Genomic DNA, 26430 nt, shown 5'->3' on the forward strand with positions numbered 1-26430 from the left:
GGGGCGTGAAGGATGCGGCTACGCGGTCCGAGGAGGGAGCCACCGATGATTCTGCTCCGTCGCCTGCTGGGTGACGTGCTGCGTCGGCAGCGCCAGCGCCAGGGCCGTACTCTGCGCGAAGTCTCCTCGTCCGCCCGAGTCTCACTCGGCTATCTCTCCGAGGTGGAGCGGGGGCAGAAGGAGGCTTCCTCCGAGCTGCTCTCCGCCATCTGCGACGCGCTTGACGTACGGATGTCCGAGCTCATGCGTGAGGTGAGCGACGAACTGTCCCTGGCCGAGCTGGCCGAGTCGGCCGCCGCCACCGAGCCGGTGCCCGCTCCGGTACGTCCGATGCTGGGTTCCGTCTCCGTGACGTCGGTGACGGGTGTGCCGACCGAGCGCGTGACGATCAAGGCGCCCGCGGAGGCGGTCGACGTCGTCGCCGCCTGATCCACGGGCATCCGAGCCGAGGTGTTTCGGGCAAGGCCCCGAGTGGTACCCGCGTACCGCTCGGGGCCTGCGCCGTTTCCGGTGCGGTCCCTCCCCACATGACCCTTTTGGGTAGTTGTGCGATCGTGGGGCGTAGTCGGCAAGCCCGGATGGAGGACGCATGTCTGTCGTGAAGAGCCCGCTGTCGGAGACCGACCTGAAGGCGGTCGGTGAGGCACTGCGAGGCGCGCTGGTGGACCTGGTGGATCTGGCCCTGGTCGCCAAGCAGGTGCACTGGAACGTGGTCGGGCCCCGCTTCCGCTCCGTCCACCTCCAGCTGGACGAGGTCGTCGACACGGCTCGCCAGCACTCCGACACCGTCGCCGAGCGCGCCTCCGCGATCGGCGTGAATCCGGACGGGCGCGCGGGGACCGTCGCCGCCCAGAGCGCGATCGGGACCGTGCCCGAGGGCTGGATCCAGGACACGGACGCCGTGAAGGCCCTGGTGGACGCCCTCGGTGCGGTCGTCGGCCGGATGCGGGAGCGGATCGAGGCGACGGAGAAGCCCGACCCCGTCAGCCAGGACATCCTGATCTCGCTCACCGCCGATCTGGAGAAGCACGCCTGGATGTTCCAGGCGGAGTCGGCCTGAGCGGGACCCGACCACCCCGTCGGCACCGCGCGGAGCACGCGCCCGGTGCGGCCCGGCCCGGTGGCGGGGCGCCCGGCGCGATACCCGGCAGGGCCCGGTGGCACGCCCGGTGGCACCCTCTCCCCGCGGCGGGCGCGGTGACCGCGGCGGCCATGGCGGTCGCCGCGGTCGCCGCGGTCGCCGCGGGGGGCCTGTGGTGGTGGGCCGTGCTGCGCCTGGTGGTGGCGCCGGAGCACACGGGGGTGCTGGAGGGGGCGGTGGCGGCGAGCGGCTGGGGCCTCAGCCTGCTGCCCGTGCACGTCGCCTCCCGTGCCTCCCGGCGCGGGGAGGCCGTCAGGGCGCCGGACCGGGCTGGCAGCCCCGGCACCAGTAGGTGACCCGCTCGTTCCGGCCCGGTTCGGGGCCCGCCCTGGCGACCGGGGTGCCGCAGCGCGGGCAGGGGCGCCCGCCGCGGCCGTACACATGCAGGCGGCCGGGAGTGCGGGCCGTGGTGGTGGTGCGGTCGCTGCGGGTCTTGTTGGCCTCCAGCAGCCGGTGCGCCGTCGTCACCAGGCGCAGCGGGACGTCCCCCGGCAGGTCACCGACCGGCAGCCAGGGGGAGACCCGGGCGAGGAAGGCCAGCTCGCAGGCGTAGACATTGCCGATCCCCGCGAGGTTGCGCTGGTCGAGCAGGGCGTCGGCCAGCGGCCTGGCCGGATCGCGGACCAGCCGGGCGGCGGCCGCCCCCGGGTCCCAGTCCGGCCCGAGGAGGTCCGGCCCGAGATGTCCCACCACCCGGTGCTCGTCCTCGGTGGGCAGCAGGTCGAGCACGGGGAGCCGGTAGCCGACCGCGGTACGGGAGGCGTTCCCGAGCACGGCGCGGATCTCGTGCCAGGGGCCTCCGCGCGGGCGCTCGTCCGCGGCGAAGACCCGCCAGGAGCCCTCCATCCGCAGGTGGGAGTGGAGGGTGAGCCCGCCCTCGCACCGGGTGAGCAGGTGCTTGCCCCGCGGGACGACGCCGAGCACCCGCCGTCCGGTCAGGTCCACGGTCGCGAGCCGGGGAACCCGCAGGTCCGAGACGGTGAGCACCCGGTCGGCCAGGGCCTCGTGCAGCCGGTGCGCGGCCAGCCAGACGGTGTCTCCTTCGGGCATGCCTCCATGATGCGCGACCGGGGCGGGACCGCGGCGCGCCGGGCGCGGGGGGCCGCCCTCAGGGGCCGCGGGCGGCGCGGCCCGAGCGCCGCCGCGAGACCGCGCGTGCCCGGGCCCCGCGAGCCCCGAGCGCGCCGGGCCCCGCGAGCCCCGTGCGCCCCGCATGCTCTCGCGGCTGCCGACCGTCAGGGACGCAGGCGCAGCCCTCTCGGGGTGGCGTGGAAGCCCGCCCCCTCCAGCACCCGCCCGAGCGGCGAGGTCAGCGCGGGCGCCCCGTTGGTCCGCTCGACCGTCACCGTGCCCAGCGACCCCTCGCGCGCGGCGTCCGCCAGGGCGCGCGCCGCCGTGTCCAGCGCCGGGGCGTCCGGGTCCCGCGCCCAGGCGAGCAGTGTCCGGCCGCCGCGCTCCATGTACAGCGTGAGCTCCCCGTCGACGAGCACCACGAGGGATCCCGCCTTGCGCCCCGGCTTGTGCCCCGCGCCCTCCGGCGGCTCCGGCCACGGCAGGGCCGCGCCGTAGGCGTTCGCCGGGTCCGCCGCGGCGAGCACCACCGCCCGGGGTGTGGAGGACCCCTCCGCGCGGTCCCGTGCGGAGGCCGCGGCCCGCAGCCGGTCGACGGCGCCGTCCATGGCGAACTGCGCGGCGCCCAGACCCTCGACCACATACCCGCGACGGGCCTGGCCGCTGTCCTCGAAGGCGGACAGCACCCGGTAGGCCGCCGAGAACCCGCCCTCGACGCCCTCGGCGGAGACCGCCCCCCGGGTCACCACGCCGTGCCGGTCGAGCAGGGTGCGCGCGAGCGCATGGGCGCGGAGGGTCGCCTCCTCTTCGGGCGCGGGCAGCAGCGACCAGCGCCCGGCCACCGTCGGCGGACCCGAGCGGGACACCGGCCGGGCCCCCGCCGACGCGACCCCGTAGCGGCCCCGGGGCACGGTGCGGCGGGCGCGGTGCGCCGTGGAACCGGCGGTGCGCCCCGATCCGAGGAGCGCGCGCAGCGGGGCGAGGCTGTCGTTGGTGAGCCGGCCGGACCAGGCCAGGTCCCATACGGCGTCGGCCAGCTGCGCGTCGGTCGCCTCCGGGTGCGTGGTGGCACGCACCTGGTCGGCGATCTGCCGGAAGAACAGCCCGTAGCCCCCGGACAGGGCGCCGAGCACGGAGTCGTGCAGTGCGGTGTGCTCCAGCGGATGGGGCGGGGGCAGCAGCAGGGGAGCGGCGTCGGCGAGGTACAGGCGCACCCACCCGTCCTTGCCGGGCAGCGCACCCGCACCCGCCCACAGCACCTCTCCGGCGGTGGTCAGCTCGTCGAGCAGTGCGGGCGCGTAGCCGAGCACCCGGGAGGGCAGCACCAGCCGCTCCAGTGCCGACGCCGGAACCGCCGCGCCCTGCAACTGCTCGACCGCCCGTGCCAGACCGTCGATCCCGCGCAGCCGCCCCGCACCCATGTGCTGCCACTGGGGAAGGAACGCGGCGAGCGCCGACGGCGGGACCGGCTCCACCTCCTGGCGCAGCGCGGCCAGCGACCGCCGCCGCAGTCTGCGGAGCACCGCCGCGTCGCACCACTCCTGGCCCGCGCCGGCGGGATGGAACTCCCCCTGGACCACCCGGCCGGACCCGGCCAGCCGCGCCAGCACACCCTCGGTCACCGCGGTGCCCAGCCCGAAGCGCGCCGCGGCCCCCGCGGAGGTGAACGGGCCCCGGGTGCGCGCGAACCGGGCGAGCAGATCGCCGAGAGGGTCCTTGACCGGCTCGGTGAACGCCTCCGGCACACCCACCGGGAGAGCCGTGCCCAGCGCGTCCCGCAGTCGCCCCGCGTCCTCGACGGCCGCCCAGTGGTCCTGCCCGGCGACCCGCACCCGGATCGCGCGGCGCGCTCCCTCCAGCGCCACCGCCCAGGCCGGATCCGCCCCGCGCGCGGCGAGCTCCGCGTCCGTCAGCGGACCGAGGACCCGCAGCAGGTCCGCGACGCCCTCCGCGTCCTTCACCCGGCGATCCTCGGTGAGCCACTGCAGTTCGCGCTCCAGCTCCGTCAGGACCTCCGCGTCCAGCAGCTCGCGCAGCTCCGCCTGGCCCAGCAGCTCGGACAGCAGCCGGGAGTCCAGGGAGAGCGCCGCCGCCCGGCGTTCGGCGAGGGGGGAGTCCCCCTCGTAGAGGAACTGGGCCACATAGCCGAAGAGCAGGGAGCGTGCGAAGGGCGAGGGCTCGGGCGTGGTGACCTCCACCAGGCGCACCCGGCGGGACTCGATGTCGCCCATCAGCTCCGTGAGGCCCGGGACGTCGAAGACGTCCTGAAGGCATTCGCGGACGGCCTCCAGCACGATCGGGAACGAGCCGAACTCGCCGGCGACCTGCAGCAGTTGCGAGGCCCGCTGCCGCTGCTGCCACAGCGGGGTGCGGCGCCCCGGGTTCCGGCGCGGCAGCAGCAGGGCGCGCGCCGCGCACTCGCGGAAGCGCGAGGCGAACAGGGCGGAGCCGCCCACCTGGTCGGTCACGATCTGTGCGACCTCGCCCCGGTCGAAGACCGTGTCCGACGCCCCGACCGGAGCCTGCTCCCCGTCGAACGCGGCGCCGGGGTGGGCCGGATCGCCGTCCAGCAGGTCGAGGCCCATCAGATCCGCGTCGGGCAGCCGCAGCACGATCCCGTCGTCGGCGTGCATGACCTGCGCGTCCATGCCGTACCGCTCGGCCAGCCTGGCTCCCAGGGCCAGCGCCCAGGGGGCGTGCACCTGGGCGCCGAACGGGGAGTGGATGACGACCCGCCAGTCGCCGAGTTCGTCGCGGAAGCGCTCCACCAGCACGGTGCGGTCGTCCGGGACGTGGCCGCAGGCGCGCCGCTGCTCCTCGAGGTAGGCCAGGACGTTCTCCGCGGCCCAGGTGTCGAGCCCTGCGGAGCGCAGCCGCTGACGGGCGTCCTCGGGCGGCAGTCCGCCCAGCTCCCGCAGGAAGGCGCCCACCGCGCGCCCCAGTTCCAGCGGCCGCCCCAGCTGGTCCCCCTTCCAGAAGGGCAGCCGCCCCGGCACCCCGGGAGCGGGGGAGACCAGGACGCGGTCGCGGGTGATGTCCTCGATCCGCCAGGAGGTGGTGCCGAGGGTGAAGACGTCCCCCACCCGTGACTCGTAGACCATCTCCTCGTCGAGCTCCCCGACCCGGCCGCCGCCCTTCCTGGGGTCGGCCCCCGCCAGGAAGACGCCGAACATGCCCCGGTCAGGGATCGTTCCGCCGGAGGTGACCGCGAGCCGCTGCGCCCCCGGCCGCCCGGTGACGGTGCCCGCCACCCGGTCCCAGACCACCCGCGGGCGCAGCTCGGCGAAGGCGTCCGAGGGGTAGCGGCCGGCCAGCATGTCCAGCACGGCCGTGAACGCGGACTCGGGCAGCGCGGCGAAGGGGGCCGCCCGCCGTACCAGGGCCAGCAGGTCGTCGGCCCCCCAGCTGTCGAGCGCGGTCATGGCCACCAGCTGCTGCGCCAGCACGTCGAGCGGGTTCGCCGGGATCCGCAGGGACTCGATGGCCCCCGACCGCATCCGCTCCGTCACCACGGCGGCCTGCACGAGGTCTCCGCGGTACTTGGGGAAGACGACACCCGTGGACACCGCCCCCACCTGGTGGCCCGCCCGGCCGACGCGCTGGAGGCCGGAGGCGACCGAGGGCGGCGACTCGACCTGGACCACCAGGTCCACCGCCCCCATGTCGATGCCGAGTTCCAGACTGGAGGTGGCCACCACCGCGGGCAGCCGGCCCGCCTTCAGGTCCTCCTCGACCTGGGCGCGCTGCTCCTTGGACACCGAGCCGTGGTGGGCGCGGGCCAGCACGGCAGGGGCCCCCTTCGCGGAGCCCGACTGGGCCATGATCTCCGCGGGAGGCGCCCCCTCGGGCAGCGGTGCGCCCTCGGCCCGCTCGTGGGCGATCTCGTTGAGGCGGTTGCACAGCCGCTCCGCCAGCCGCCGGGAGTTGGCGAAGACGATGGTGGAGCGGTGGGCCTGGACCAGGTCGGCGATGCGCTCCTCGACATGCGGCCAGATCGAGGGCCGCTCGCCGGGGGTCCCGGAGGCGTCGGCCGCGGGCGCTCCCCCCAGCTCCCCCAGGTCCTCCACGGGGACGACCACCGACAGGTCGAACTCCTTGCCCGACGGCGGCTGCACGATCTCCACCCGGCGCTGCGGGGACAGGTAGCGGGCCACCTCGTCGACCGGTCTGACGGTGGCGGACAGGCCGATCCTGCGGGCCGGGCGGGGCAGCAGCTCGTCCAGCCGCTCCAGCGACAGCGCCAGGTGCGCCCCGCGCTTGGTGCCCGCGACGGCGTGGACCTCGTCGAGGATCACGGTCTCGACGCCCGCCAGCGCCTCCCGCGCGGAGGAGGTCAGCATCAGGAACAGCGACTCGGGCGTGGTGATCAGGATGTCCGGGGGGCGGGTGGCGAGGGCCCTGCGCTCGGCCGCGGGCGTGTCCCCCGAGCGGATGCCGACCCGCACCTCGGGCTCCGGCAGCCCCAGGCGGACGGCCTCCTGCCGGATGCCCGTCAGCGGGCTGCGCAGATTGCGCTCCACGTCGACGGCCAGGGCCTTCAGCGGGGAGACGTACAGCACACGGCAGCGGCTGCGGGCATCGGCCGGCGGGGGCGCGGCGGCGAGGCGGTCCAGCGCGGAGAGGAAGGCGGCCAGCGTCTTGCCGGACCCGGTGGGGGCCACCACGAGGACGTCCGAGCCCTCGCCGATCGCCTGCCAGGCTCCCTCCTGGGCGGCCGTGGGGGCGCGGAAGGCACCCGTGAACCAGCCGCGGGTCGCGGGGGAGAACCGGTCGAGCGCTGTGGGGGCCATGAACCCCATCGTGCACCCCGCCACCGACAACGGCGGTCCGCCGGGGCCGAGCCCCCGCGGAGAGGCGTCCCCGGGGCCGAGGCCCACCGGTGGCGGTGGCGGTGGCGGTGGCGGTGGCCCGCCCGCGCGGTGCCCGTGCGACGCGGGAGGCGGAGGAGGCCGGGCGGTGATCCGGTGGCCCGCCCGCGCGGTGCCCGTGCGTGTCCCGAGCGGCGGACGCGGACCCGGCATGTCGGCGGCGGGGCGCAGAATGGCCTGTATGGAGACGCACGCGGCACCGGACCGGAAGGACGAGTGGGCCCGCCACTGGCAGTACCCCGGTGTGCCCGGCCTGGACCTGCTGCAGGCCCGCTATGTGCGGCACTCCTTCACCCGCCACACCCACGAGGGCTTCGTGCTGGGCGCGGTGCGGCGGGGCATCGAGGACGTCGCCCTGCCCGGCGGCACGATACGCGCCCTGCCCGGCACGGTGGTGATGATCAACCCCGAGGTGCCGCACTCCGCGAGGGCCGGGGTCCCCGAGGGCTGGGTGTACTCCACGCTCTACCCCTCGTCCGCACTGGTCGCGGGCATCGCCGCGGAGACGACGAGCCTGCGCGGAACGGCGGGCTTCGCCGAGACCATCGTCCGCGACCCCTCCGCCTCCCACCTGGTGCACGCGGTGCACCGGGCCGCGGAGGAGGGCAACGCGCTCGCCGCCGACAGCGTGCTGCGGCTCGTGGTCGCCCGGTTGCTGCGCCGCCACGGGGGCGCCCTTCCCGCCAGGCCGGCACCGGCGGCGGGGGCGCGTACCGCGGCGCTGGCCCGCGAGGTGCTTCAGGCGCGGATGGCCGCACCCCCCTCGCTGGAGGAGCTGGCGCGCGAGCTCGGCACCGGCACCTTCGCCCTGCTGCGCGCGTTCAAGGCGGCGTACGGCCTGCCGCCGCACACCTGGCTGACCGACGCCCGGGTGCGCCGTGCGCGCGGTCTGCTGGAGGCGGGCGCCACCCCGGCGGAGGCGGCGGTGGCCGTCGGCTTCACCGACCAGCCGCACCTGAACCGCCACTTCACCCGGATCGTCGGCGTACCGCCCGGTGCGTACCGGCGGGAGCGCACCGGGGCGGGGAGCCCTCCCGGAAGCGGCGCGGGGCGCTGAGCGGCGGCACCCCCGCGGGCCGCAAGAACGTACAAGACCGCAGGCCGGGGGCGTGCCTAGTCTCGCGGCGTGGCAGAACAGAAAGCTCCAGCTCCCCCCGGAACACCCCCGGGCGCCCCGCCCGGGGACGGCACACGCCCGATACCGGCCGCCGCGCCCCCGCACGGCACGCCCCACCGGCCCGGCCCGGCCGAGGCCGCCCCGCCCGTGTCCGACACGGCCGCGTCCGACACGGCCGTCGTCCGGGACGCGCTCGGCGTCGGCGTCGCCGTCGGCCTGTCCGGCTTCGCCTTCGGCGTCACCTCGGCCGGCGCCGGGCTGAGCGTCCTGCAGACCTGCGCCCTCAGCCTGCTCGTCTTCACCGGCGCCTCGCAGTTCGCCCTGGTCGGAGCCCTGGCGGCCGGTGGCAACCCGCTCACCGCGGCCGCCGGGGCCTTCTTCCTCGGCGTCCGCAACGCCTTCTACGGGCTGCGGCTGTCGCAACTGCTCGCCCTGCCGCGCTCCGTCACGCCCCTCGCGGCGCACTGGGTCATCGACGAGACCACGGCCGTGGCGCTCGCGCAGCGCTCCCGCCGCGGTGTCCGCCTCGGGTTCACCGTCACCGGGCTCACCCTGTACGTCCTGTGGAACCTGACCACGCTGCTCGGCGCCCTGGGCGCCGAGGCGCTCGGCGACACCGGGGCCTGGGGCCTCGACGCGGCCGGGCCCGCGGTGTTCCTGGCACTGCTCGCACCGATGCTGCGCACGGCCACCGAGCGGGCGGTCGCCGCCCTCGCCGTGCTGCTCGGCCTCGGCCTGCTGCCGGTGCTGCCCGCCGGGGTCCCGGTGCTGGTGGCCGGACTGGCCGCCCCCGCCGTGCTGTGGCTCAAGGGGCGGGCGCTCGGTACACCCGGATCCGGACGCCCGCCGGCCTCCGCCCGGGCGGACGGCGCCGCGCACCCGACGACCCCCGAGGAGGACCGGTGAGCGTCTGGATCGCCATCGCACTGACGGCCGCCGGCTGCTACCTGGCCAAACTGGTCGGGCTGCTGGTGCCCGCGCACACCCTGGAGCGCCCCTCCGTGCAGCGGCTCGCCGCGCTGCTCCCCGTGGCCCTGCTCGCCTCGCTCACGGCGCAGCAGACCTTCGGCGACGGTCACGCCCTCGTGCTCGACGCCCGGGCCGCGGGAGTCGCCGCGGCCGGCCTCGCCCTCGTCCTGCGGGCGCCCTTCCTGGTGGTCGTGGGCGCGGCGGTGGCGGTCACGGCGGGTGTGCGGGCCCTCGGCGGCTGAGCCCGGCCCGCGGCGCTCCGCTGGCCCGCGGCGCCCCGCCGGGGCGGGGCGCCCGACTCCCCCGGTCGCGGGGGAGGCCGGATCAGGGGCCGACGGGCCGCCCGTGGGCACGCAGCGTCCGCAGGGCCTCCACCGTCGCGATCGGCCGGGTCTCCAGTGACGCCGCCGGGGTCCACTCCCGCCCGGGCGCGGGCCAGCCCCCGTCCTCCTGCTGGCGGGAGGCGAGGCGGTCCAGGGACCGCTCCATCTCCTCGTCGGTGAACCAGCGCCGGGCCAGCGAGCCGGGGGTCGGCGCGTAGTCGTGCGGCAGCGGCCCGCCGCCGGAGGGGGTCCCGCCCGCGGGGTCGGCACCCTCCCCGGGCGGCGGGTCGAGCACGACCAGGCGCCGCTCGCGCACCAGGCGGCCGAGGCGGTCGGCCGAGGCCTCGGCCCGCGAGCGGTCGGGAACGCTGTCCAGGAAGACGACGGCGGCCCCGACGTCCCGGGGGCGCGCGGTCCCGCCGAGCGCGTCCACCGCCGCCCAGCAGAAGTCGGTGGCCCTGAACAGCCAGGCGTGCCAGACCTGGTTGCGGTGGAGCAGACCGACCACCGGGCCGGTGGCGAGCAGGGCGCTCGGCGGGTCGTCGGCGACCGCGAGCGCGGGGGCCGAGGGGAAGCCGCGCTGCGAGGGGTGGACGGCGGGCAGGGCGCCGTCCGGGGTGGACACCGCCGTGAGGTAGCGGCACATGCGCTCCACCCTCAGACCGCCGCAGCGCCCGATGGAGTCGAGGACGCGCAGGGCGTGGGCGGTGTGCAGGGGCTGGCTCACGGGCCCCCGCAGATCGGGGTCGAGTGCGTGGCCGAAACCCCCGTCCTCGTTGCGGTACGCGGCCAGGGCCGCCTCGACGGGTTCGGCCGCCCCTCCGAGGAAGTGGTAGGCGAAACGCCGCTGTTCGAGGACGCGTGCCGTCAGCCAGACGAAGCGCTCGGCGCGGGCGAGTGAGGACGCGGTCGGCGTCGCTGTGGTTGCTCCGGTTCCAGCCATGGTCCGACGTTAGGGCGGAAAAGGCTTTCGGCAAGGCTCTCCGGGCGGGCTGCACCCCCAGGGGCGGGATACTGGCGTCATGCGGTTGACGACTTTCTGGGAACGGATGGCGGACCACTTCGGCTCGGGGTACGCGGACTCCTTCGCCCGGGACCATGTGATGGCGGAGCTGGGCGGCCGGACGGTCCACCAGGCGCTCGACGCCGGATGGGAGGCGAAGGACGTCTGGCGGGCGGTCTGCTCCGCCATGGAGATCCCCGCCGAGAAGCGCTGAGGAGTCCCGGGGAGCGCCGTGCCCGGCCCCGGCAGCGCCGCGGCGCGCGAGGTGTGCCCGCCCGCGCGCGCCCGCGCGGCACCGCAGGAAGGCGGACGCGGCGGGGGCGTCGGTGTGCCCGCCCGCGTGTCCGGGCGGTCCGGCCGCCGCACGTCACGGGGCGGGGCGGCGGGGCCCGCTCCCGATACGCGACACTGGCCCGGTGGACCTGACCGACAGCACCCGCCGGGACGACGGCGCCCCCGACCCCGCGGAGCATCCCGACCCCGCGGAGCATCCCGCCCCCGCCGCGCCTCCCCCGCGGGAGGGCGGCCGGGCGGCGGCCCCCGCCGCCTCCGGGAGCGGACCGCCGCCGGAGGCCGGTGCTCCGGCCGCGGCGCGGATGCCGCGCTGGCTGCCGCGCGCCATGGTGCTGGCGCTCGCCCTCTACGCCTGCCTCCAGCTGGGTACCTGGGCCTTCCACCAGCTCATCGGTCTGCTGGTCAACGTCCTGATCGCCTTCTTCATCGCCCTGGCGGTGGAACCGGCGGTGAGCCGGATGGCGGCGCGCGGGATGCGGCGGGGGCTGGCCACGTTCCTGGTGTTCTCCGCCGTCCTGGTGACGGGTGTCGGGTTCGTGGTGATCCTCGGATCGGTGCTCGCCGGTCAGATCATCGACATGGTGGAGGACCTGCCCACCTACATCGACTCCGTCATCCGGTGGGTGAACGGCACGTTCCACACCGAGCTCTCCCGCGTCGAGGTCCAGGACAGCCTCCTGCGCTCGGACTGGCTGCAGAAGTACGTGCAGAACAGCGCCTCGGGCGTGCTGGACGTCTCCGCCCAGGTGCTCGGCGGGCTCTTCCGGCTGCTCACGATCTTCCTGTTCTCGTTCTACTTCGCCGCGGACGGGCCCCGGTTGCGGCGCGCGCTGTGCTCGGTCCTCCCGCCGAACCGGCAGGCGGAGGTGCTGCGGGCCTGGGAGATCGCCGTCGACAAGACCGGCGGCTACCTCTACTCGCGCGGGCTGATGGCCCTGGTCTCGGGCCTGGCCCACTTCGTCCTGCTGGAGTTCCTGGGAGTGCCCTACGCCCCGGCGCTGGCGGTCTGGGTGGGTCTGGTGTCCCAGTTCATCCCCACCATCGGCACCTACCTGGCGGGGGCCCTGCCGATGCTCATCGCCTTCACCGTGGACCCCTGGTACGCGGTCTGGGTGCTCGGCTTCGTCGTGGTGTACCAGCAGTTCGAGAACTACGTCCTGCAGCCCAAGCTGACCGCGCGGACCGTCGACATCCATCCGGCGGTCGCGTTCGGGTCGGTGGTCGCGGGCACGGCGCTGCTCGGGGCGGTGGGTGCGCTGATCGCCATTCCGGCGGTCGCGACGCTCCAGGCGTTCCTCGGTGCCTATGTGAAGCGCTACGACGTGGCCGACGAACGCCGGCTGCAGGGCCGGCGGCGGCGCGGCGGGCGCCGGGTGGTGGCCCAGGTGCGGCGCGCGCTGGCGGACCGCCGGGACGGGGCGGCCGGGGCGCCGGGGGACGGGTGAGGGGCGCGGTCGATGCGCCGGGCGGGAGGCCGCGGCTTCCGGCCGGGCCCCCGCGTGGGCGCTTGACACGAAAATCGAACATCCATTCTTATGGAGGTCCGGTCGGTGCCGCGGTGGGCCGCGGTTGTCCACAGGCCGGAGGGACGTCGGGGCCCGTTGTCAGTGGCAGGGGTTAGCGTCTGTGACGTGAAGCGATCGACTCAAGCAAATCGGGTGGAACCCATGGCAGGAACCGACCGCGAGAAGGCGCTCGACGCCGCGCTCGCGCAGATTGAACGGCAGTTCGGCAAGGGTGCCGTCATGCGGCTCGGCGAGCGGCCGAACGAGCCCATCGAGGTCATCCCCACCGGGTCGACCGCTCTCGACGTGGCCCTCGGCGTCGGCGGCCTGCCGCGTGGACGCGTCGTGGAGATCTACGGCCCGGAGTCCTCCGGCAAGACGACCCTCACCCTGCACGCCGTGGCCAACGCCCAGCGCGCCGGCGGCCAGGTCGCCTTCGTCGACGCGGAGCACGCCCTCGACCCGGAGTACGCCAAGAAGCTCGGCGTCGACATCGACAGTCTGATCCTCTCCCAGCCGGACAACGGCGAGCAGGCCCTGGAGATCGTCGACATGCTGGTGCGCTCCGGCGCGCTGGACCTCATCGTGATCGACTCCGTCGCCGCACTGGTGCCGCGGGCGGAGATCGAGGGCGAGATGGGCGACTCGCACGTGGGTCTCCAGGCCCGGCTGATGAGCCAGGCCCTGCGGAAGATCACCAGCGCCCTCAACCAGTCGAAGACCACGGCGATCTTCATCAACCAGCTCCGCGAGAAGATCGGTGTGATGTTCGGCTCCCCGGAGACCACGACCGGTGGCCGGGCCCTGAAGTTCTACGCGTCGGTGCGTATCGACATCCGGCGCATCGAGACCCTGAAGGACGGCACCGAGGCCGTCGGCAACCGCACCCGCTGCAAGGTGGTCAAGAACAAGGTCGCGCCGCCGTTCAAGCAGGCCGAGTTCGACATCCTCTACGGCCAGGGCATCAGCCGCGAGGGCGGCCTGATCGACATGGGCGTGGAGCACGGCTTCGTGCGCAAGGCCGGAGCCTGGTACACGTACGAGGGCGACCAGCTGGGGCAGGGCAAGGAGAACGCGCGCAACTTCCTCAAGGACAACCCGGACCTCGCCAACGAGATCGAGAAGAAGATCAAGGAGAAGCTCGGCGTCGGCGTGCGCCCCGACACCGAGACGTCCGAGAGCGGAGCCGAGGCCCCGGCCGCCACCCCGGCCGAGGACGCCAAGGCCGTGCCGGCGCCGGCGGCCAAGGCGAAGTCGGCCAAGGCGGCGGCCAAGGCCTGATCCGTGACCCGGCGCACCGAATGGCCGGGCGACAGCGCCGACCCGTCGAGGGCCGGGGAGGCGCTGCCGCCCCAGGATCCGGCGGAGCGGGCGCGGGCGGTCTGCCTGCGCCTGCTCACCGGCACCCCGCGCACCCGCAAGCAGCTCGCGGACGCGCTCCGCAAGCGCGAGATCCCCGAGGACGTGGCGGAGGAGGTGCTCTCGCGCTTCGAGGAGGTCGGCCTGATCGACGACGCCGCCTTCGCGGGCGCCTGGGTGGAGTCCCGCCACCACGGCCGCGGTCTCGCCCGCCGGGCGCTCGCGCGCGAACTGCGCACCAAGGGCGTCGACGGCGCCTTGATCGACGAGGCGGTGGGGCAGCTCGACGGCGAGCAGGAGGAGGAGACCGCACGCGAACTGGTGGCCCGCAAGCTCCGGTCCACCCGCGGTCTGGACCGCGACCGACGCATCCGGCGGCTGGCGGGGATGCTGGCCCGCAAGGGCTACCCCGAGGGCCTGTCACTGCGGATCGTCCGCCAGGCCCTCGAAGCGGAGGGGGAGGACGTGGACGACCTGGAGGGCCCGGTGCACTGAAGGCCCCTGCCGGGCGCCGGCGCCCGGCCGCAGCGCGGTCGGCCAAGCCCCGGCCGCCGATCAGGGACGGTGCCGACCGGGCCGCAGGGGCGGCGACAGGACCGCACCGGGCAGGACGGCCCCGCCGGGGCCGAGCACCGCGCGGCGCCCACCGGCAACGGGCGACGGCGCCGCCCGCTCAGTCCGGGTCCGCCCGCTCCTCGGCGACCCCGGGGCGCCGCTTCGCGTGTCCGTCGTCCGCGGACCCGGGGGCCGAGCCGCCGCCCACGGCGCAGGCCGCCGCGTGGAGGTCCTCCGCCCTCACCCCGGAGAAGGCCGCCGCCAGATGTCCGTCCGGCCGTACCATCAGCACCGAGTGCGCCGGAGCCCCGGGATAGCCCTCCGTCACCAGCAGCTCCGCCGCCACCGGCAGCCCCTCCACCGCGGCCGCCAGGCGGGGCATGACGCCCGCCCCGACCCAGTGCCTGCGCTCCCAGACACCCGTGCCCGGGGCGACGAGGACCACCAGCAGCCCGCGTCCCAGCCGCTCGCGCAGCAGCCCGCCGGTGCCGTCGGGGGAGGTCACCCGGACGTCCTCCACGGGAGCGCCCTCCGGTGTGGCCACGGCGGTCCGCGTCGGGCAGCCGCCCGGGGTGAGGGCCGAATGCGCGTACACCGGCGGTGCCCCGAGCGGCCCCTGCCCCAGATGCGCGTCGGTGAGCATCTGGTCGTGCCCCCGGGCGGCTCCGGGCAGGTAGGTCCGCAGACCGCCGCCGCTGCGGAGTATCGGCAGGCACTGGTCGGCGGCCCGCAGCCGAGCGGCCACGGCGGTGCGGCGCTCGTCCTCGTAGCTGTCCAGCAGAGCGGAGGACGCCCGGCCGTGCCAGGCGAAGGCCAGCTTCCAGGCGAGGTTGTCCACGTCGCGCAGCCCCTCGTCCACCCCCTGGGTCCCCAGCGCGCCGAGCAGGTGGGCCGCGTCCCCGGCCAGGAAGGTCCGCTCCGCGCGCCAGCTCCGTGCGAGGCGGTGGTGCAGGGTGTGCACCCCGGTGTCCAGCAGCTCGTAGGGCGGTGTCCCCCCGCACCAGGCGCCGAGGGTGTCGCGGACCCGGGCCACCAGTGTCTCGGGGGTCACCAGGTCCCCGCGCGGAGGCAGCAGCCAGTCCAGCCGCCACACCCCTTCGGCCAGCGGCCGGGCCGTGATCTCCTCGGTGCCGGGCAGGAACACCGGGCGGCGGTGCAGCAGCGCCTCACCCGGCCACGGCAGTTCGGCCCGGAGCGCGGCGACGGCGTGGCGCTCGACGGCGGTCCGCCCGGGGAAGCGGATGCCCAGCAGCTTGCGCACCGTGGAGCGCGCCCCGTCGCACCCCACCAGGTAGCTTCCCCGCCACCAGGTGCCGGACGGTCCCCGGGTGTGCGCGGTGACCCCGGAGCGGTCCTGCTCCAGCGTGTCGAGGCGGCTCTCCGTGACCAGCCGCACCAGGCTGCGGCCGTCCGCGGCCGCGCGCAGCGCGCGGGTCAGCGCGTGCTGGGGCAGATGCAGCGGAGCGGGGGCCTCGTCCGCCCCCAGCGCCAGGCGCCGCACCTCGGTGCGGCGGCGCATCGAGCGCCAACCGGACCAGCGGGCCCCCTCCTCGCCGGGTCCGGAGCCGCACAGGCGCTCCGCCAGTGCCGCGGTGTCCGGGCGCAGCACCACCGACCGTGCCGGACGGATCTCCTCCTTGCCGCCGGTCTCGTCGAGGACCACGCTGGGCACGTCCTGGTCGGCGAGGGCGAGGGCGAGGGCGAGGCCGACGGGTCCGGCCCCCACCACGATCACCGGGTCCACGGGCCGCCTCCGTCCGGGCAGCCGTCCGCCGGGGCGGGCACGGCTGCGAGAGGCGGGCGGGACGGTGCAGAGGAAGCCCGGTACGCGATCACAGAACGTATGCAACTCACTGTGAGTGCTCGCGTCAAGCGACACCGGCAAGCACCCGCCGGGCACCCCACCGGCAAGCACCCGCGGTGCGCCCCCGGGGGGACGCACCGCGCGCCGAGGGGCGGCGGCCCGCAGGCCGCCGCCCCTCGGCGGTCGTCACACCCGGTGAGCTGCCGTGCTCAGGGGCCTTCCTTGGTGGTCACACCCGGTTCGGCCACCGGTTCCTCGGCTCCTGCCTGCTCGGCGTGGAGCACCGCACCGCTGCTGCGCTTGGCACGGCGCAGCCTGCGCTCCAGCCACGAGGCGAAGCTGGTGAGTATCAGGTTGAGCACGATGAAGATCAGCGCCACGACGATGAAGCTCGGAATGACGTTGGCGTAGTTGGCCGCCAGCGTGCCCCGCGCGTTGAGCAGCTCGGGGAAGGCGAGCAGCGCACCGCCCAGCGCCGTGTCCTTCACGATCACGACGAGCTGGCTGACCAGCGCCGGGAGCATGGCGGTGACGGACTGCGGCAGCAGGATGCTGGTCATCGTCTGGCCCTTGCGCAGGCCGATGGCCTTGGCGGCCTCCGTCTGCCCCTTGGGCAGCGAGAGGATGCCCGCGCGCACCACCTCGGCGAGGACCGAGGCGTTGTAGAGGACCAGTCCGGTGACCACCGCGTACAGCGGACGCATGTCCGAGCTCAGGTCGGTGGAGACCGAGTAGAACTGGTTGGCGAACAGCATCAGCAGCAGCACCGGGATCGCCCGGAAGAACTCCACCACGACCCCCGCGGGGCCCCGGACCCAGCGGTGGTCCGAGAGCCGCGCGATACCGAGGAGCGCGCCCAGCGGCAGGGCGATGACCATGGCCAGCGCCGCGGCCTTGAGGGTGTTGCCCAGGCCCGGCAGCAGATAGGTGGTCCACGCCTGCGCCTGGGTGAACGGCTCCCACAGGGCCCAGTCGAGCTGCCCCTTGTCCGCCATGAGCCGCAGCGCCCACCAGCAACCGAGCCCCAGCAGCACGACGAAGCCGACGGTGTAGAGGACATTGCGCCTCTTCGCCCCGGGGCCCGGGGCGTCGTAGAGAACGGAGGTCATCGCTTCACCGCCATGCGCTTGCCGAGCCAGCCCAGGAACAGGCCCGTGGGCAGGGTGAGGACTACGAAACCGAAGGCGAAGACGGCCGCGATGAGCACGAGCTGCGCCTCGTTCTCGATCATCTCCTTCATCAGCAGGGCCGCCTCCGTGACACCGATCGCCGAGGCGACCGTGGTGTTCTTGGTGAGGGCGATCAGCACATTGGTCAGCGGGCCGATCACCGAGCGGAACGCCTGGGGCAGCACGACGAACCGAAGGACCTGCGTGAAGCTCAGCCCGATCGCACGAGCCGCCTCCGCCTGCCCGACCGGCACCGTGTTGATGCCCGAGCGCACCGCCTCGCAGACGAACGCCGCGGTGTAGCCGGCGAGTCCGAGGACGGCCAGCCGGAACGCCAGCTCGTCGAAGTCGTCGGCGGCACCCAGGGTCACGCCGAACACGTCGTAGAGACCCAGCGAGGCGAAGACGATGATGACGGTCAGCGGAATGTTCCGGACCACGTTGACGTAGACGGTGGCGAAGCCACGCATCAGGGGGACGGGGCTGACGCGCATCGCCGCCAGCAGCGTGCCCAGGACGAGGGAGCCGATCCCGGAGAAGACGGTGAGTTTCACCGTCACCCAGAACGCCCCCAGCAGGTCGTAGCCTTCAAGAAAGTCGAACACGATCTCCCGCGCTTCCGCGTGTGGGGATGGCCGGGCGCGCCGCCGTCACCGGCGGCGCGCCGTCTCGGCCGTGCTTCACTTGACGATGTTGCCGATCTGCGGCGCGGCCTCGTTCTCGTAGTTGGCCGGGCCGAAGTTGGCCTTGACCGCCTCGTCCCAGGCCTTGTCGGAGACCATCTTCTCCAGCGCGGCGTTGATCTTGTTGAGCATCTCGGTGTCGCCCTTCTTGACACCGATGCCGTAGTTCTCGTTGCTCAGCTCCAGGCCGGCCAGCTTGAACTTGCCCTTGTACTGGTCCTGCGAGGCGTAGCCGGCGAGGATCGAGTCATCGGTGGTCAGCGCGTCCACGGCACCGCTCTGGAGCCCGGTCAGGCACTCGGAGTAGGTGCCGACCTGGCGCAGCTGGGCGTCGGGGGCGAACTTGGTCTTGACGTTCTGCGCCGAGGTGGAGCCGGTGACCGAGCAGAGCTTCTTGCCGTTCAGGTCCTCGCCCTTGGCCACGGTGTCGTCGGCGCGGATCAGCAGGTCCTGGTGGGCCAGGAGGTACGGGCCGGCGAAGTCGACCTTCTCCTTGCGCTCGTCGGTGATGGAGTAGGTGGCGGCGATGAAGTCCACGTCGCCCCGCTCCAGAGCGGTCTCGCGGTCGGCGCTCTTCGTCTCCTTGAAGACGATGTCGCCCTCCGCGTAGCCCAGCTCCTTGGCGACGTAGGTGGCGACGTCGACGTCGAAGCCGGTGAAGGAGCCGTCGGGGGTCTTCAGACCGAGGCCCGGCTGGTCGTACTTGATGCCGACGGTGATCTTCTTGTCGCCGGCGGAGGAGCCGGCGTCGCTGTCCTTGTCCTCGGAGCCGCAGGCGGTGGCGGTCAGCGAGAGGGCGAGCACGGCGGCCGAGGCGGCGGTGACCTTGCGAAGGTTCATGATGGATGACTTCCCTTGGGTTGACGCGTACGGAGCGGACCGGCGGGGGCCGGCCCGGGACTCAGTGGTGGAGGATCTTCGAAAGGAAGTCCTTGGCCCGGTCGCTGCGCGGGTTGTTGAAGAACTCCTCGGGGGCGGCCTCTTCGACGATCTTGCCGTCGGCCATGAACACCACCCGGTTCGCCGCCGAGCGGGCGAAGCCCATCTCATGGGTGACGACGACCATGGTCATGCCGTCCCGGGCGAGCTGCTGCATGACCTCCAGGACCTCGTTGATCATCTCGGGGTCCAGGGCGGAGGTCGGCTCGTCGAAGAGCATCACCTTCGGGTCCATGGCGAGCGCCCGCGCGATGGCGACGCGCTGCTGCTGCCCACCGGACAGCTGCGCGGGGTACTTGTCGGCCTGTGCGCCGACGCCGACCCGGTCGAGCAGCGACCGCGCGTTGGCCTCGGCCGTCTTCTTGTCCGTCCTGCGGACCTTGACCTGCCCCAGGACGACGTTCTCCAGGACCGTCTTGTGGGAGAACAGGTTGAACGACTGGAAGACCATGCCGACATCGGCACGGAGCCGGGCGAGCTCCTTGCCCTCCTGGGGCAGCGGCTTCCCGTCGATGGTGATCGACCCCGAGTCGATCGTCTCCAGGCGGTTGATCGTGCGGCACAGCGTGGACTTGCCCGACCCCGAGGGGCCGATCACGACGACGACCTCACCCCGGGCGATGGTCAGGTCGATGTCCTGGAGCACGTGCAGCGCGCCGAAGTGCTTGTTCACATCGCTGAGCACGACCAGGTCGCCCGCCGGGGGCTGAGGGCCCTCCGACTCCTTGGTCACGGACACTTCGCTCATCGGCCTCTTGCTCCATCCTCCTCGGTTGCAGAGGACCCTAATCACGCCGTGCGAGCAGCGTCATTACATCTGAGCGGAAATTGAGCATAACGATATGGCTGCACCCGGACACGATGAGTGAACGGGTCGACGGCCCGCGTACCGGCTCCATAACGGAACCGCGGGTACGGCCTGTTACCTCTTGACGGGGGGCTGTCCGATCGGTGTTCATGCCCTGTTGGGTGCGAAGCCGTCCGCCGCTCGGCGGCCCGCCCGTCCGCAGGCGGGATGTGCGGCGGGAAGCCGCTCAGGGCACCGGCCGACGGGCACGATCCCACGGCGCATCCGCCGGACCACAGCACGGGAATGGAGAGGACCATGAGGCTGCTCCTCGTGGAGGACGACGACCACGTCGCCGCCGCTCTCTCCGCGGTGCTGGGCAGGCACGGCTTCCAGGTCGTCCACGCGCGCAACGGCGAGGAGGCGCTGCGCGCCGTGCTCCCCGACGGGCAGGCCGACAAGCCTCCCTTCGGCGTGGTCCTGCTCGACCTCGGCCTCCCCGACCAGGACGGCTACCAGGTCTGCGGCAAGCTCCGGAAGCTGACGGCCACCCCCGTGATCATGGTGACGGCCCGCTCCGACGTCCGCTCCCGCATCCACGGCCTCAACCTCGGTGCCGACGACTACGTGGTCAAGCCGTACGACACCGGTGAACTGCTCGCCCGTATCCACGCCGTCAGCCGCCGCACCCACGCCGCGGAGGAGACCGCCGCCGCCGGCGGTGCGGACGACGCCCTGCGGCTCGGGTCCGTCACCATCGAACTGCCCACCCGCCGGGTCAGCGTGGACGGCTCCGACGTGCAGCTCACCCGCAAGGAGTTCGACCTGCTGGCCCTGCTGGCCCAGCGGCCCGGGGTGGTCTTCCGTCGGGAGCAGATCATCAGCGAGGTCTGGCGCACCAGCTGGGAGGGGACCGGCCGCACCCTGGAGGTGCACGTCGCCTCCCTGCGCTCCAAGCTGCGCATGCCGGCGCTCATCGAGACGGTGCGCGGCGTGGGCTACCGGCTCGTCGCACCCGCCCCGGCCTGAGGCGCGTCGTCCCCGTGCGTACCCGTCTGCTTCCTCTGCTCATCGTGCTCATGGCCGGTGTGCTGCTGGCGCTCGGCTTCCCGCTGGCCGTCAGCCTGGCCGCGGCGCAGCAGCAGGGCGTGGTGGTGGACCGCATCGACGACACCGTCCGCTTCGCGGCACTCGCCCAGTTCGTCACCGAGGGGCCCGAGGGCTCGGACGAGCGCCGTGCCACGCTCCAGGACCAGCTCAACCGCTACCACGACACCTACGGCATCCGCGCGGGCGTCTTCTACCGCGAGCGCAACTCCCTCGCCCGCGCACCGCAGAACTGGACCCTGCCCACCGAGGGCGAGGGCCTGGAGGCCTTCGAGGAGGCGCTCACCGGGCGCCGCAGCGACGACCCTCCGCAGGTCTGGCCCTGGCAGCAGGGGCAGCGGCTGGTGGTGGCCTCACCCGTGGTGAGCGACGGCGACGTCGTCGCCGTGGTCTTCACCGACTCGCCGACCGGCCAGCTCCGCTCCCGGGTGCTGCGCGGCTGGCTGCTGATCGCCGCGGGGGAGAGCGCGGCCATGCTGCTGGCGGTGGGGGCCGCCTTCCGGCTCACCGGCTGGGTGCTGCGGCCCGTGCGGGTCCTCGACGCGGCCACCCACGACATCGCCACCGGGCGCCTGAACTCCCGGGTCGCCCCGTCCGGGGGCCCGCCGGAACTGCGCCGCCTGGCCCGGTCCTTCAACGAGATGGCCGACAACGTCGAGACCGTGCTGGAGCAGCAGCGGGCCTTCGTCGCCGACGCCTCCCACCAGCTCCGCAACCCGCTGGCCGCACTGCTGCTGAGGATCGAGCTGCTGGCCCTGGAGCTGCCCGAGGGCAATGCGGAGATCGCCTCGGTGCGCACCGAGGGCAAGCGCCTCGCCCAGGTCCTCGACGACCTGCTCGACCTCGCGCTCGCCGAGCACGCGGCGGCCGACCTGCGGCTCACCGACATCGGCGCGCTCGCCGCCGAGCGGGTCGCCGCCTGGCGCCCGCTGGCCGAGGAGAAGGGCGTGGCGCTGGCCGGGAACACGGCGGCGGTCACGGCCTGGGCGGACCCCGTCGCCCTCTCCAGCGCCCTGGACGCAGTGATCGACAACGCGCTGAAGTTCACGCCGCAGGGGGAGGCGGTCACGGTGGAGGTGGCGTCGAACGGGGGCACCTCCACGGTCGTCGTCACCGACAAGGGTCCCGGGCTGAGCGACGAGGAACTCGCCCGGATCGGCGACCGGTTCTGGCGCAGCGGCCGCCACCAGAACGTCAAGGGGTCGGGTCTGGGCCTGTCCATCTCGCGGGCGCTGCTGGCGGCGGGCGGCGGCTCCATCGCCTTCGCCCACCACCGGCCGCACGGCCTGCGGGTGGTGCTGACGGTGCCCCGCACCGCGCCCGACGCGCCCGACGCGCCCTGAGCCCGGTGCCCGCCGAAGGCCGCCCGTGCGGCGGTGCGGGTGCCTGCCGGCGGTGCGGGTGCCTGCCGGCCGTGCGCGGTCGGCAGGCAGCGCGTCAGAGCGGTGGGAGCCGGGTGCGCAGGAGGCAGAACTCGTTGCCCTCCGGGTCGGCCAGGACGTGCCAGGACTCCTCGCCGGTCTGGCCCACGTCGGCGTGCCTGGCGCCGAGGGCGAGCAGCCGCTCCAGCTCGGCGCTCTGGTCGCGGTCGGTGGCGTTGACGTCGATGTGCAGCGGGAGCTTCCCGCTCCGGGGACCGCCGCCGGGGCTCAGGACGAGGGTGGGCTGCGGGCCGCCGAAGCCGGCGCCGGGAGGCCCGATCTCGATGCTTCCGTCCTCCTCCCGGCCCAGCTCGACATAGCCCAGCACCCCGCCCCAGAAGGCGGCGAGGCGGTCGGGGTCGGTGCAGTCGATGACCAGTTCACTGATGCGCGAAGCCATGTCCGCGAGTGTAGGGAAGGCTCAGGGGGAAGGCCCGGGGCCGCCCGGGGCCGGCCCCGGACGCCGTAGCTGCCCGCGGGACGCTTTCCGCGCGGACTACGGCTTCGCCGAGCGGTAGTAGCGGCGGGCGCCGTCGTGCAGGGGCAGGGGCGAGGTGTAGACGGCCGTGCGCAGGTCCACCAGCTGGGCGGGGTGGACGGTCTTGCCGATGCGGTCCCGGCTGTCGATCACCGTGCGGGTGAAGCCCTCCGTCAGCACCGGCCCGATCCGGTCGGTGGTGACCAGCAGGTTCGCCACGGCGACCGTCGGCACCGGAACCCCGCCCTGGGCCTGCGGATAGGCGTCCGCAGGCATCACCGCGGAGCGGTAGTAGGTGGTCGAGTCACCGCCGGCGTGCAGCCTGCCGACCAGTTCCTGTTCCAGCGGCACCAGGCGGATGTCGAACCGCTCCGACAGCGCCTGCACCGAGCCGGTGGGCAGGCCGCCGGACCAGAAGAAGGCGTCCAGCTCCCCGCCCTCCAGCTGCGCGGGCATCGTGTCCATGCCCGCCGGGACGGGGGTGATGTCGTCCGTCGGGTCCAGGCCCGCGGCCGCCATCAGCCGGTCGGCGACGAGCCGGATCCCGGACCCCGGCTCCCCGACGCCCACGGTCCTGCCCCGCAGGTCGGCCACCGACCGCACGGGGGAGCGGCGGGGGACGATCAGGTGCACGTAGTCGTCGTAGAGCCGGGCGCAGCCCCGCAGCCGGTCCGCCTCGGGGAGGTCCTGGTGCCGGTAGGTGGCCACCGCGTCGGCGGTGGCGATGGTGAAGTCGGCCTCGCCGGAGGCCAGCCTGGCCAGGTTCTGCTGGGAGCCCTCGCTGGTCCTCAGCTCTATCCGGACGTCCGGCATGTCCTCGGCCAGTGCGCGCTCCAGCAGCACTCCGTAGCGCTGGTACACGCCGCTGCGGGAGCCGGTGCTGAAGGTCAGCTCGCCGCTCGGCGAGGGACGGCCGAAGGGGACCAGCCACCAGGCGAGCAGCCCGCACACCACCAGCGCGGTCACCGAGGCCGCGAGGGCGCGGTTGCGGCTGAGGCGGAGGACGAAGGCCGGGCACATGCGCGCGATCCTGCCAGGTCCCCCGGTGCCCTGGCCAGGGGGGTCCGTCCGGGGGCGCAACCGGCCGACGGCCCCGGCCCGGGGCGGACGGGGCCGTCCCCGGGCCCCCTTACCCTGGTGGCATGACCAGCAGCAGTGACCGCGCGGGAGCGGTGGACGACGTGGGCCTTGCCCGGAGCTACGAGATCCGCACCTACGGGTGCCAGATGAACGTCCACGACTCCGAGCGGTTGTCGGGTCTGCTGGAGGAGGCCGGCTACGTCCGCGCGCCCGGGGGCTCGGACGGCGAGGCCGACGTGGTCGTCTTCAACACCTGCGCCGTCCGCGAGAACGCCGACAACAAGCTGTACGGGAACCTCGGCCGGCTCGCATCGGTGAAGGCGTCCCGCCCCGGTATGCAGATCGCCGTCGGCGGCTGCCTCGCCCAGAAGGACCGCGACACCATCGTCGGCAAGGCCCCCTGGGTCGACGTCGTCTTCGGCACCCACAACATCGGCAGGCTCCCGGTCCTGCTGGAGCGCGCCCGGGTGCAGGAGGAGGCGCAGGTCGAGATCGCCGAGTCGCTGGAGGCCTTCCCCTCCACCCTGCCGACACGGCGCGAGTCCGCGTACGCGGCCTGGGTGTCGATCTCCGTCGGCTGCAACAACACCTGCACCTTCTGCATCGTGCCCGCCCTGCGCGGCAAGGAGAAGGACCGCCGGCCCGGCGACATCCTGGCCGAGGTCGAGGCACTGGTGGCCGAGGGCGTCTCGGAGATCACGCTGCTCGGGCAGAACGTCAACGCCTACGGTTCCGACATCGGCGACCGCGAGGCCTTCGGCAAGCTGCTGCGCGCCTGCGGCGCGGTCGAGGGGCTGGAGCGGGTCCGCTTCACCTCGCCGCATCCGCGGGACTTCACCGACGACGTCATCGCCGCCATGGCCGAGACGCCGAACGTGATGCCGCAGCTGCACATGCCCCTGCAGTCCGGCTCGGACACCGTGCTCAAGGCGATGCGCCGCTCCTACCGGCAGGAGCGTTTCCTCGGGATCATCGAGAAGGTCCGCGCCGCCATCCCGCACGCGGCCATCTCCACCGACATCATCGTCGGCTTCCCCGGCGAGAGCGAGGAGGACTTCGAGCAGACCCTCCACACCGTGCGCGAGGCCCGGTTCGCCAACGCCTTCACCTTCCAGTACTCCAAGCGCCCGGGCACCCCGGCGGCCACCATGGAGGGGCAGATCCCCAAGGAGGTCGTCCAGGAGCGCTACATGCGGCTGGTCGCCCTCCAGGAGGAGATCTCCTGGGAGGAGAACAAGAAGCAGGTCGGGCGCACCCTGGACGTCATGGTCGCCGAGGGCGAGGGCCGCAAGGACGGGGCCACCCGCCGCCTGTCCGGCCGCGCCCCCGACAACCGGCTGGTCCACTTCACCCAGCCCGGGCAGGAGGTCCGCCCGGGCGACGTGGTCACCGTCGAGATCACCTACGCGGCCCCGCACCACCTTCTGGCGGAGGGCGCGGCGCTCGCCGTGCGCCGCACGCGCGCCGGGGACGCCTGGGAGCGCCGCCGGGCCGAGGCGGCGAAGCCGGCCGGGGTGATGCTCGGCCTGCCGGCGGTCGGCGTCCCCGCGCCGCTGCCCGCCGCGGCCGCCCCCGGGTGCGGCCGGGACTGACCGGCCGCGAGCGACCGGCACCGGCGCCGTGCGGCGGTCCCCGCACGGCGCCGCCCATGCCCGCTCCGCACGGACTAGGCTGGCGATCATGCTTGCCGCCGCCGCCGTGTGCCCCTGCCCGCCGCTGCTCGTCCCCGAGGTGGCGGCCGGTGCCGCCGCCGAGCTGGACGCCGCGCGGGACGCCTGCATGGACGCCATCGGAGTGCTCGCCGCCTCCCGGCCCGACCGGCTCGTCGTGGTCGGACCGGCCGACGTGGACGGCGACGGGCCCTACCCGCCGGGCAGCACCGGTTCCTTCCGCGGCTTCGGCGTGGACCTCGGCGTCCGCCTCGGCCACGGCACCGGCGCCGAGCGCCCCCTGCCCCCCTCGCTCGCCGTCGGGGCATGGCTGCTGGGCCGCGCCGACTTCGGCGACTGCCCCGTGGAGGGCCTGGCGGTCGACGAGGCGCTCGCGGCGGAGGACTGCGCCGCCGCGGGGCGCGACCTCGCCGGACGGGCCCCGGGCGGCCGGTCCGGCCGCACGGCCCTGCTGGTCATGGGCGACGGCAGCGCCCGCCGGACCGTGAAGGCGCCCGGCTACCTCGACGAGCGCGCCGTCGGCTTCGACACCCGGATCGCGCGGGCCCTGGGAGCGGCCGACCTCGCGGCGCTCCTCGCACTCGACACGGGCCTCGCCCACCAGCTCAAGGTCTCGGGCCGGGCGCCCTGGCAGGTCCTGGCGGGGGCCGCCGAGGGGGCGGGCCTGGGCGGACGCCTGCTCTACGAGGACGCGCCCTACGGGGTCGGGTACGTCGTCGCCGCCTGGTCCTGACCCCCGGGGACGGCCGCGGGCCCCGGCCCGCACCCGGCGCGGTGCTCCGCGGCGGGGCGGCCCGGGGCCCGTGCCACGGGTCCTCAGGAGGCGGGAGGCTGCTGGCCGCCGCCCTCCGGGGGGCGCCCGCCCCCTTCCGGGTGCGCGATGCGCCCGAGAGCGTTCTTCGCCTTCCCGGTGCCCGTATCGATCCTGTCGCTGTACTTGCCCTTGGTCCTGTCGTCGACCGTCCTCGCGGCCTTGTCGAGGCCCTGCCCGATCCTGCCCTCGTGCTGCTGGGCCAGGTCGGCGACCTTCTCCTTGGCCGGGGCGAGCTTGGTCTTCAGGGTGTCCAGGAAGCCCATGGTCCACCTT

The 26430-nt window shown here is 74.5% G+C and carries 25 protein-coding genes; 14 read left to right on the top strand and 11 right to left on the bottom strand.

Annotated elements, in window-relative coordinates; all coding sequences use genetic code 11:
* Window positions 1–45: 45 nt before the first annotated feature.
* The 3 genes from ACGF15_RS10615 to ACGF15_RS10625 all read left to right on the top strand — a co-directional run bounded on the left by ACGF15_RS10615 (window position 46) and on the right by ACGF15_RS10625 (window position 1437).
* Window positions 46–429, top strand: a complete 384-nt coding sequence (locus ACGF15_RS10615) for a helix-turn-helix domain-containing protein (protein ID WP_256525581.1) — start codon at window positions 46–48, stop codon at window positions 427–429.
* A gap of 160 nt (window positions 430–589) precedes the next feature.
* Complete coding sequence (locus ACGF15_RS10620; RefSeq protein WP_345613821.1) at window positions 590–1060, top strand: DNA starvation/stationary phase protection protein; 471 nt, start codon at window positions 590–592, stop codon at window positions 1058–1060.
* A 152-nt stretch (window positions 1061–1212) separates the two neighbouring features.
* Window positions 1213–1437, top strand: a complete 225-nt coding sequence (locus tag ACGF15_RS10625; RefSeq protein WP_392797769.1) for a hypothetical protein — start codon at window positions 1213–1215, stop codon at window positions 1435–1437.
* Here the strand turns inward: ACGF15_RS10625 and ACGF15_RS10630 are convergent.
* Window positions 1394–2191, bottom strand: coding sequence for a DNA-formamidopyrimidine glycosylase family protein (locus ACGF15_RS10630; protein WP_362609876.1), 798 nt, complete (start codon window positions 2189–2191; stop codon window positions 1394–1396). The two genes, ACGF15_RS10625 and ACGF15_RS10630, sit on opposite strands and share 44 nt — an antisense overlap.
* A gap of 185 nt (window positions 2192–2376) precedes the next feature.
* On the bottom strand, window positions 2377–7002 hold the full coding sequence (locus tag ACGF15_RS10635; protein WP_392797772.1) for an ATP-dependent helicase: 4626 nt from the start codon (window positions 7000–7002) through the stop codon (window positions 2377–2379).
* 259 nt (window positions 7003–7261) lie between these two features.
* Between ACGF15_RS10635 and ACGF15_RS10640 the strand changes: the two genes are divergently transcribed.
* From ACGF15_RS10640 to ACGF15_RS10650, 3 genes are all read left to right on the top strand, one after another.
* Window positions 7262–8137: an AraC family transcriptional regulator gene (locus ACGF15_RS10640; protein WP_345613824.1), complete on the top strand. Its 876-nt coding sequence runs from the start codon at window positions 7262–7264 to the stop codon at window positions 8135–8137.
* Window positions 8138–8344: 207 nt separating this feature from the next.
* On the top strand, window positions 8345–9103 hold the full coding sequence (locus ACGF15_RS10645; RefSeq protein WP_392797775.1) for an AzlC family ABC transporter permease: 759 nt from the start codon (window positions 8345–8347) through the stop codon (window positions 9101–9103).
* Complete coding sequence (locus tag ACGF15_RS10650; RefSeq protein ID WP_345613825.1) at window positions 9100–9408, top strand: AzlD domain-containing protein; 309 nt, start codon at window positions 9100–9102, stop codon at window positions 9406–9408. The genes ACGF15_RS10645 and ACGF15_RS10650 overlap by 4 nt, the downstream gene beginning before the upstream one ends.
* A gap of 82 nt (window positions 9409–9490) precedes the next feature.
* Here ACGF15_RS10650 and ACGF15_RS10655 read toward each other — a convergent pair whose 3' ends face one another.
* Window positions 9491–10432 carry a hypothetical protein gene (locus tag ACGF15_RS10655; RefSeq protein WP_345613826.1) on the bottom strand — a complete coding sequence of 314 codons (942 nt, stop codon included), beginning with the start codon at window positions 10430–10432 and terminating at the stop codon, window positions 9491–9493.
* 79 nt (window positions 10433–10511) lie between these two features.
* Here ACGF15_RS10655 and ACGF15_RS10660 point away from each other — a divergent pair, with 79 nt between their 5' ends.
* From ACGF15_RS10660 to recX, 4 genes are all read left to right on the top strand, one after another.
* Entirely contained in the window at window positions 10512–10706 is a 195-nt protein-coding gene (locus ACGF15_RS10660; RefSeq protein ID WP_392797779.1) for a DUF3046 domain-containing protein, read from the top strand.
* A gap of 382 nt (window positions 10707–11088) precedes the next feature.
* On the top strand, window positions 11089–12231 hold the full coding sequence (locus tag ACGF15_RS10665) for an AI-2E family transporter (RefSeq protein ID WP_392798278.1): 1143 nt from the start codon (window positions 11089–11091) through the stop codon (window positions 12229–12231).
* Between the two features lie 222 nt (window positions 12232–12453).
* On the top strand, window positions 12454–13572 hold the full coding sequence (gene recA / locus ACGF15_RS10670; protein ID WP_345613829.1) for a recombinase RecA: 1119 nt from the start codon (window positions 12454–12456) through the stop codon (window positions 13570–13572).
* A 3-nt stretch (window positions 13573–13575) separates the two neighbouring features.
* Complete coding sequence (recX, locus tag ACGF15_RS10675; protein WP_256525593.1) at window positions 13576–14145, top strand: recombination regulator RecX; 570 nt, start codon at window positions 13576–13578, stop codon at window positions 14143–14145.
* Window positions 14146–14323: 178 nt separating this feature from the next.
* Here the strand turns inward: recX and ACGF15_RS10680 are convergent, their stop codons facing one another.
* From ACGF15_RS10680 to ACGF15_RS10700, 5 genes are all read right to left on the bottom strand, one after another.
* Complete coding sequence (locus ACGF15_RS10680) at window positions 14324–15949, bottom strand: FAD-dependent monooxygenase (protein ID WP_345613830.1); 1626 nt, start codon at window positions 15947–15949, stop codon at window positions 14324–14326.
* A gap of 269 nt (window positions 15950–16218) precedes the next feature.
* Window positions 16219–17118 carry an amino acid ABC transporter permease gene (locus ACGF15_RS10685; protein WP_345613831.1) on the bottom strand — a complete coding sequence of 300 codons (900 nt, stop codon included), beginning with the start codon at window positions 17116–17118 and terminating at the stop codon, window positions 16219–16221.
* Window positions 17115–17783 carry an amino acid ABC transporter permease gene (locus ACGF15_RS10690; protein ID WP_345613832.1) on the bottom strand — a complete coding sequence of 223 codons (669 nt, stop codon included), beginning with the start codon at window positions 17781–17783 and terminating at the stop codon, window positions 17115–17117. Before ACGF15_RS10690 ends, ACGF15_RS10685 begins: the two co-directional genes overlap by 4 nt.
* A 75-nt stretch (window positions 17784–17858) precedes the next feature.
* Window positions 17859–18701: a glutamate ABC transporter substrate-binding protein gene (locus ACGF15_RS10695; RefSeq protein WP_392797785.1), complete on the bottom strand. Its 843-nt coding sequence runs from the start codon at window positions 18699–18701 to the stop codon at window positions 17859–17861.
* 61 nt (window positions 18702–18762) lie between these two features.
* On the bottom strand, window positions 18763–19548 hold the full coding sequence (locus tag ACGF15_RS10700) for an amino acid ABC transporter ATP-binding protein (protein ID WP_345613834.1): 786 nt from the start codon (window positions 19546–19548) through the stop codon (window positions 18763–18765).
* A gap of 357 nt (window positions 19549–19905) precedes the next feature.
* Between ACGF15_RS10700 and ACGF15_RS10705 the strand changes: the two genes are divergently transcribed.
* Together ACGF15_RS10705 and ACGF15_RS10710 are read left to right on the top strand one after the other, a co-directional pair.
* A complete protein-coding gene (locus tag ACGF15_RS10705) occupies window positions 19906–20616 on the top strand; it encodes a response regulator transcription factor (RefSeq protein WP_345613835.1) in 711 nt (236 codons plus the stop codon).
* Between the two features lie 14 nt (window positions 20617–20630).
* Complete coding sequence (locus ACGF15_RS10710; RefSeq protein ID WP_345613836.1) at window positions 20631–22037, top strand: HAMP domain-containing sensor histidine kinase; 1407 nt, start codon at window positions 20631–20633, stop codon at window positions 22035–22037.
* Window positions 22038–22131: 94 nt separating this feature from the next.
* Here the strand turns inward: ACGF15_RS10710 and ACGF15_RS10715 are convergent, their stop codons facing one another.
* Both ACGF15_RS10715 and ACGF15_RS10720 read right to left on the bottom strand, forming a co-directional pair.
* Window positions 22132–22515 carry a VOC family protein gene (locus ACGF15_RS10715; RefSeq protein WP_345613837.1) on the bottom strand — a complete coding sequence of 128 codons (384 nt, stop codon included), beginning with the start codon at window positions 22513–22515 and terminating at the stop codon, window positions 22132–22134.
* Between the two features lie 96 nt (window positions 22516–22611).
* Entirely contained in the window at window positions 22612–23613 is a 1002-nt protein-coding gene (locus tag ACGF15_RS10720; RefSeq protein ID WP_392797790.1) for a TAXI family TRAP transporter solute-binding subunit, read from the bottom strand.
* A 122-nt stretch (window positions 23614–23735) separates the two neighbouring features.
* Between ACGF15_RS10720 and miaB the strand changes: the two genes are divergently transcribed.
* Together miaB and ACGF15_RS10730 are read left to right on the top strand one after the other, a co-directional pair.
* Window positions 23736–25265 carry a tRNA (N6-isopentenyl adenosine(37)-C2)-methylthiotransferase MiaB gene (gene miaB / locus ACGF15_RS10725; protein ID WP_345613839.1) on the top strand — a complete coding sequence of 510 codons (1530 nt, stop codon included), beginning with the start codon at window positions 23736–23738 and terminating at the stop codon, window positions 25263–25265.
* 88 nt (window positions 25266–25353) lie between these two features.
* The gene (locus tag ACGF15_RS10730; protein ID WP_345613840.1) at window positions 25354–26076 is read left to right on the top strand and encodes a hypothetical protein; all 723 of its coding nucleotides are present in this window, start codon (window positions 25354–25356) and stop codon (window positions 26074–26076) included.
* A gap of 83 nt (window positions 26077–26159) precedes the next feature.
* Here the strand turns inward: ACGF15_RS10730 and ACGF15_RS10735 are convergent, their stop codons facing one another.
* The gene (locus ACGF15_RS10735; RefSeq protein WP_345613841.1) at window positions 26160–26420 is read right to left on the bottom strand and encodes an antitoxin; all 261 of its coding nucleotides are present in this window, start codon (window positions 26418–26420) and stop codon (window positions 26160–26162) included.
* Window positions 26421–26430: the final 10 nt, after the last annotated feature.

Source organism: Streptomyces sp. NPDC048001, assembly GCF_043203115.1.
GTDB lineage: Bacteria > Actinomycetota > Actinomycetes > Streptomycetales > Streptomycetaceae > Streptomyces > Streptomyces sanyensis.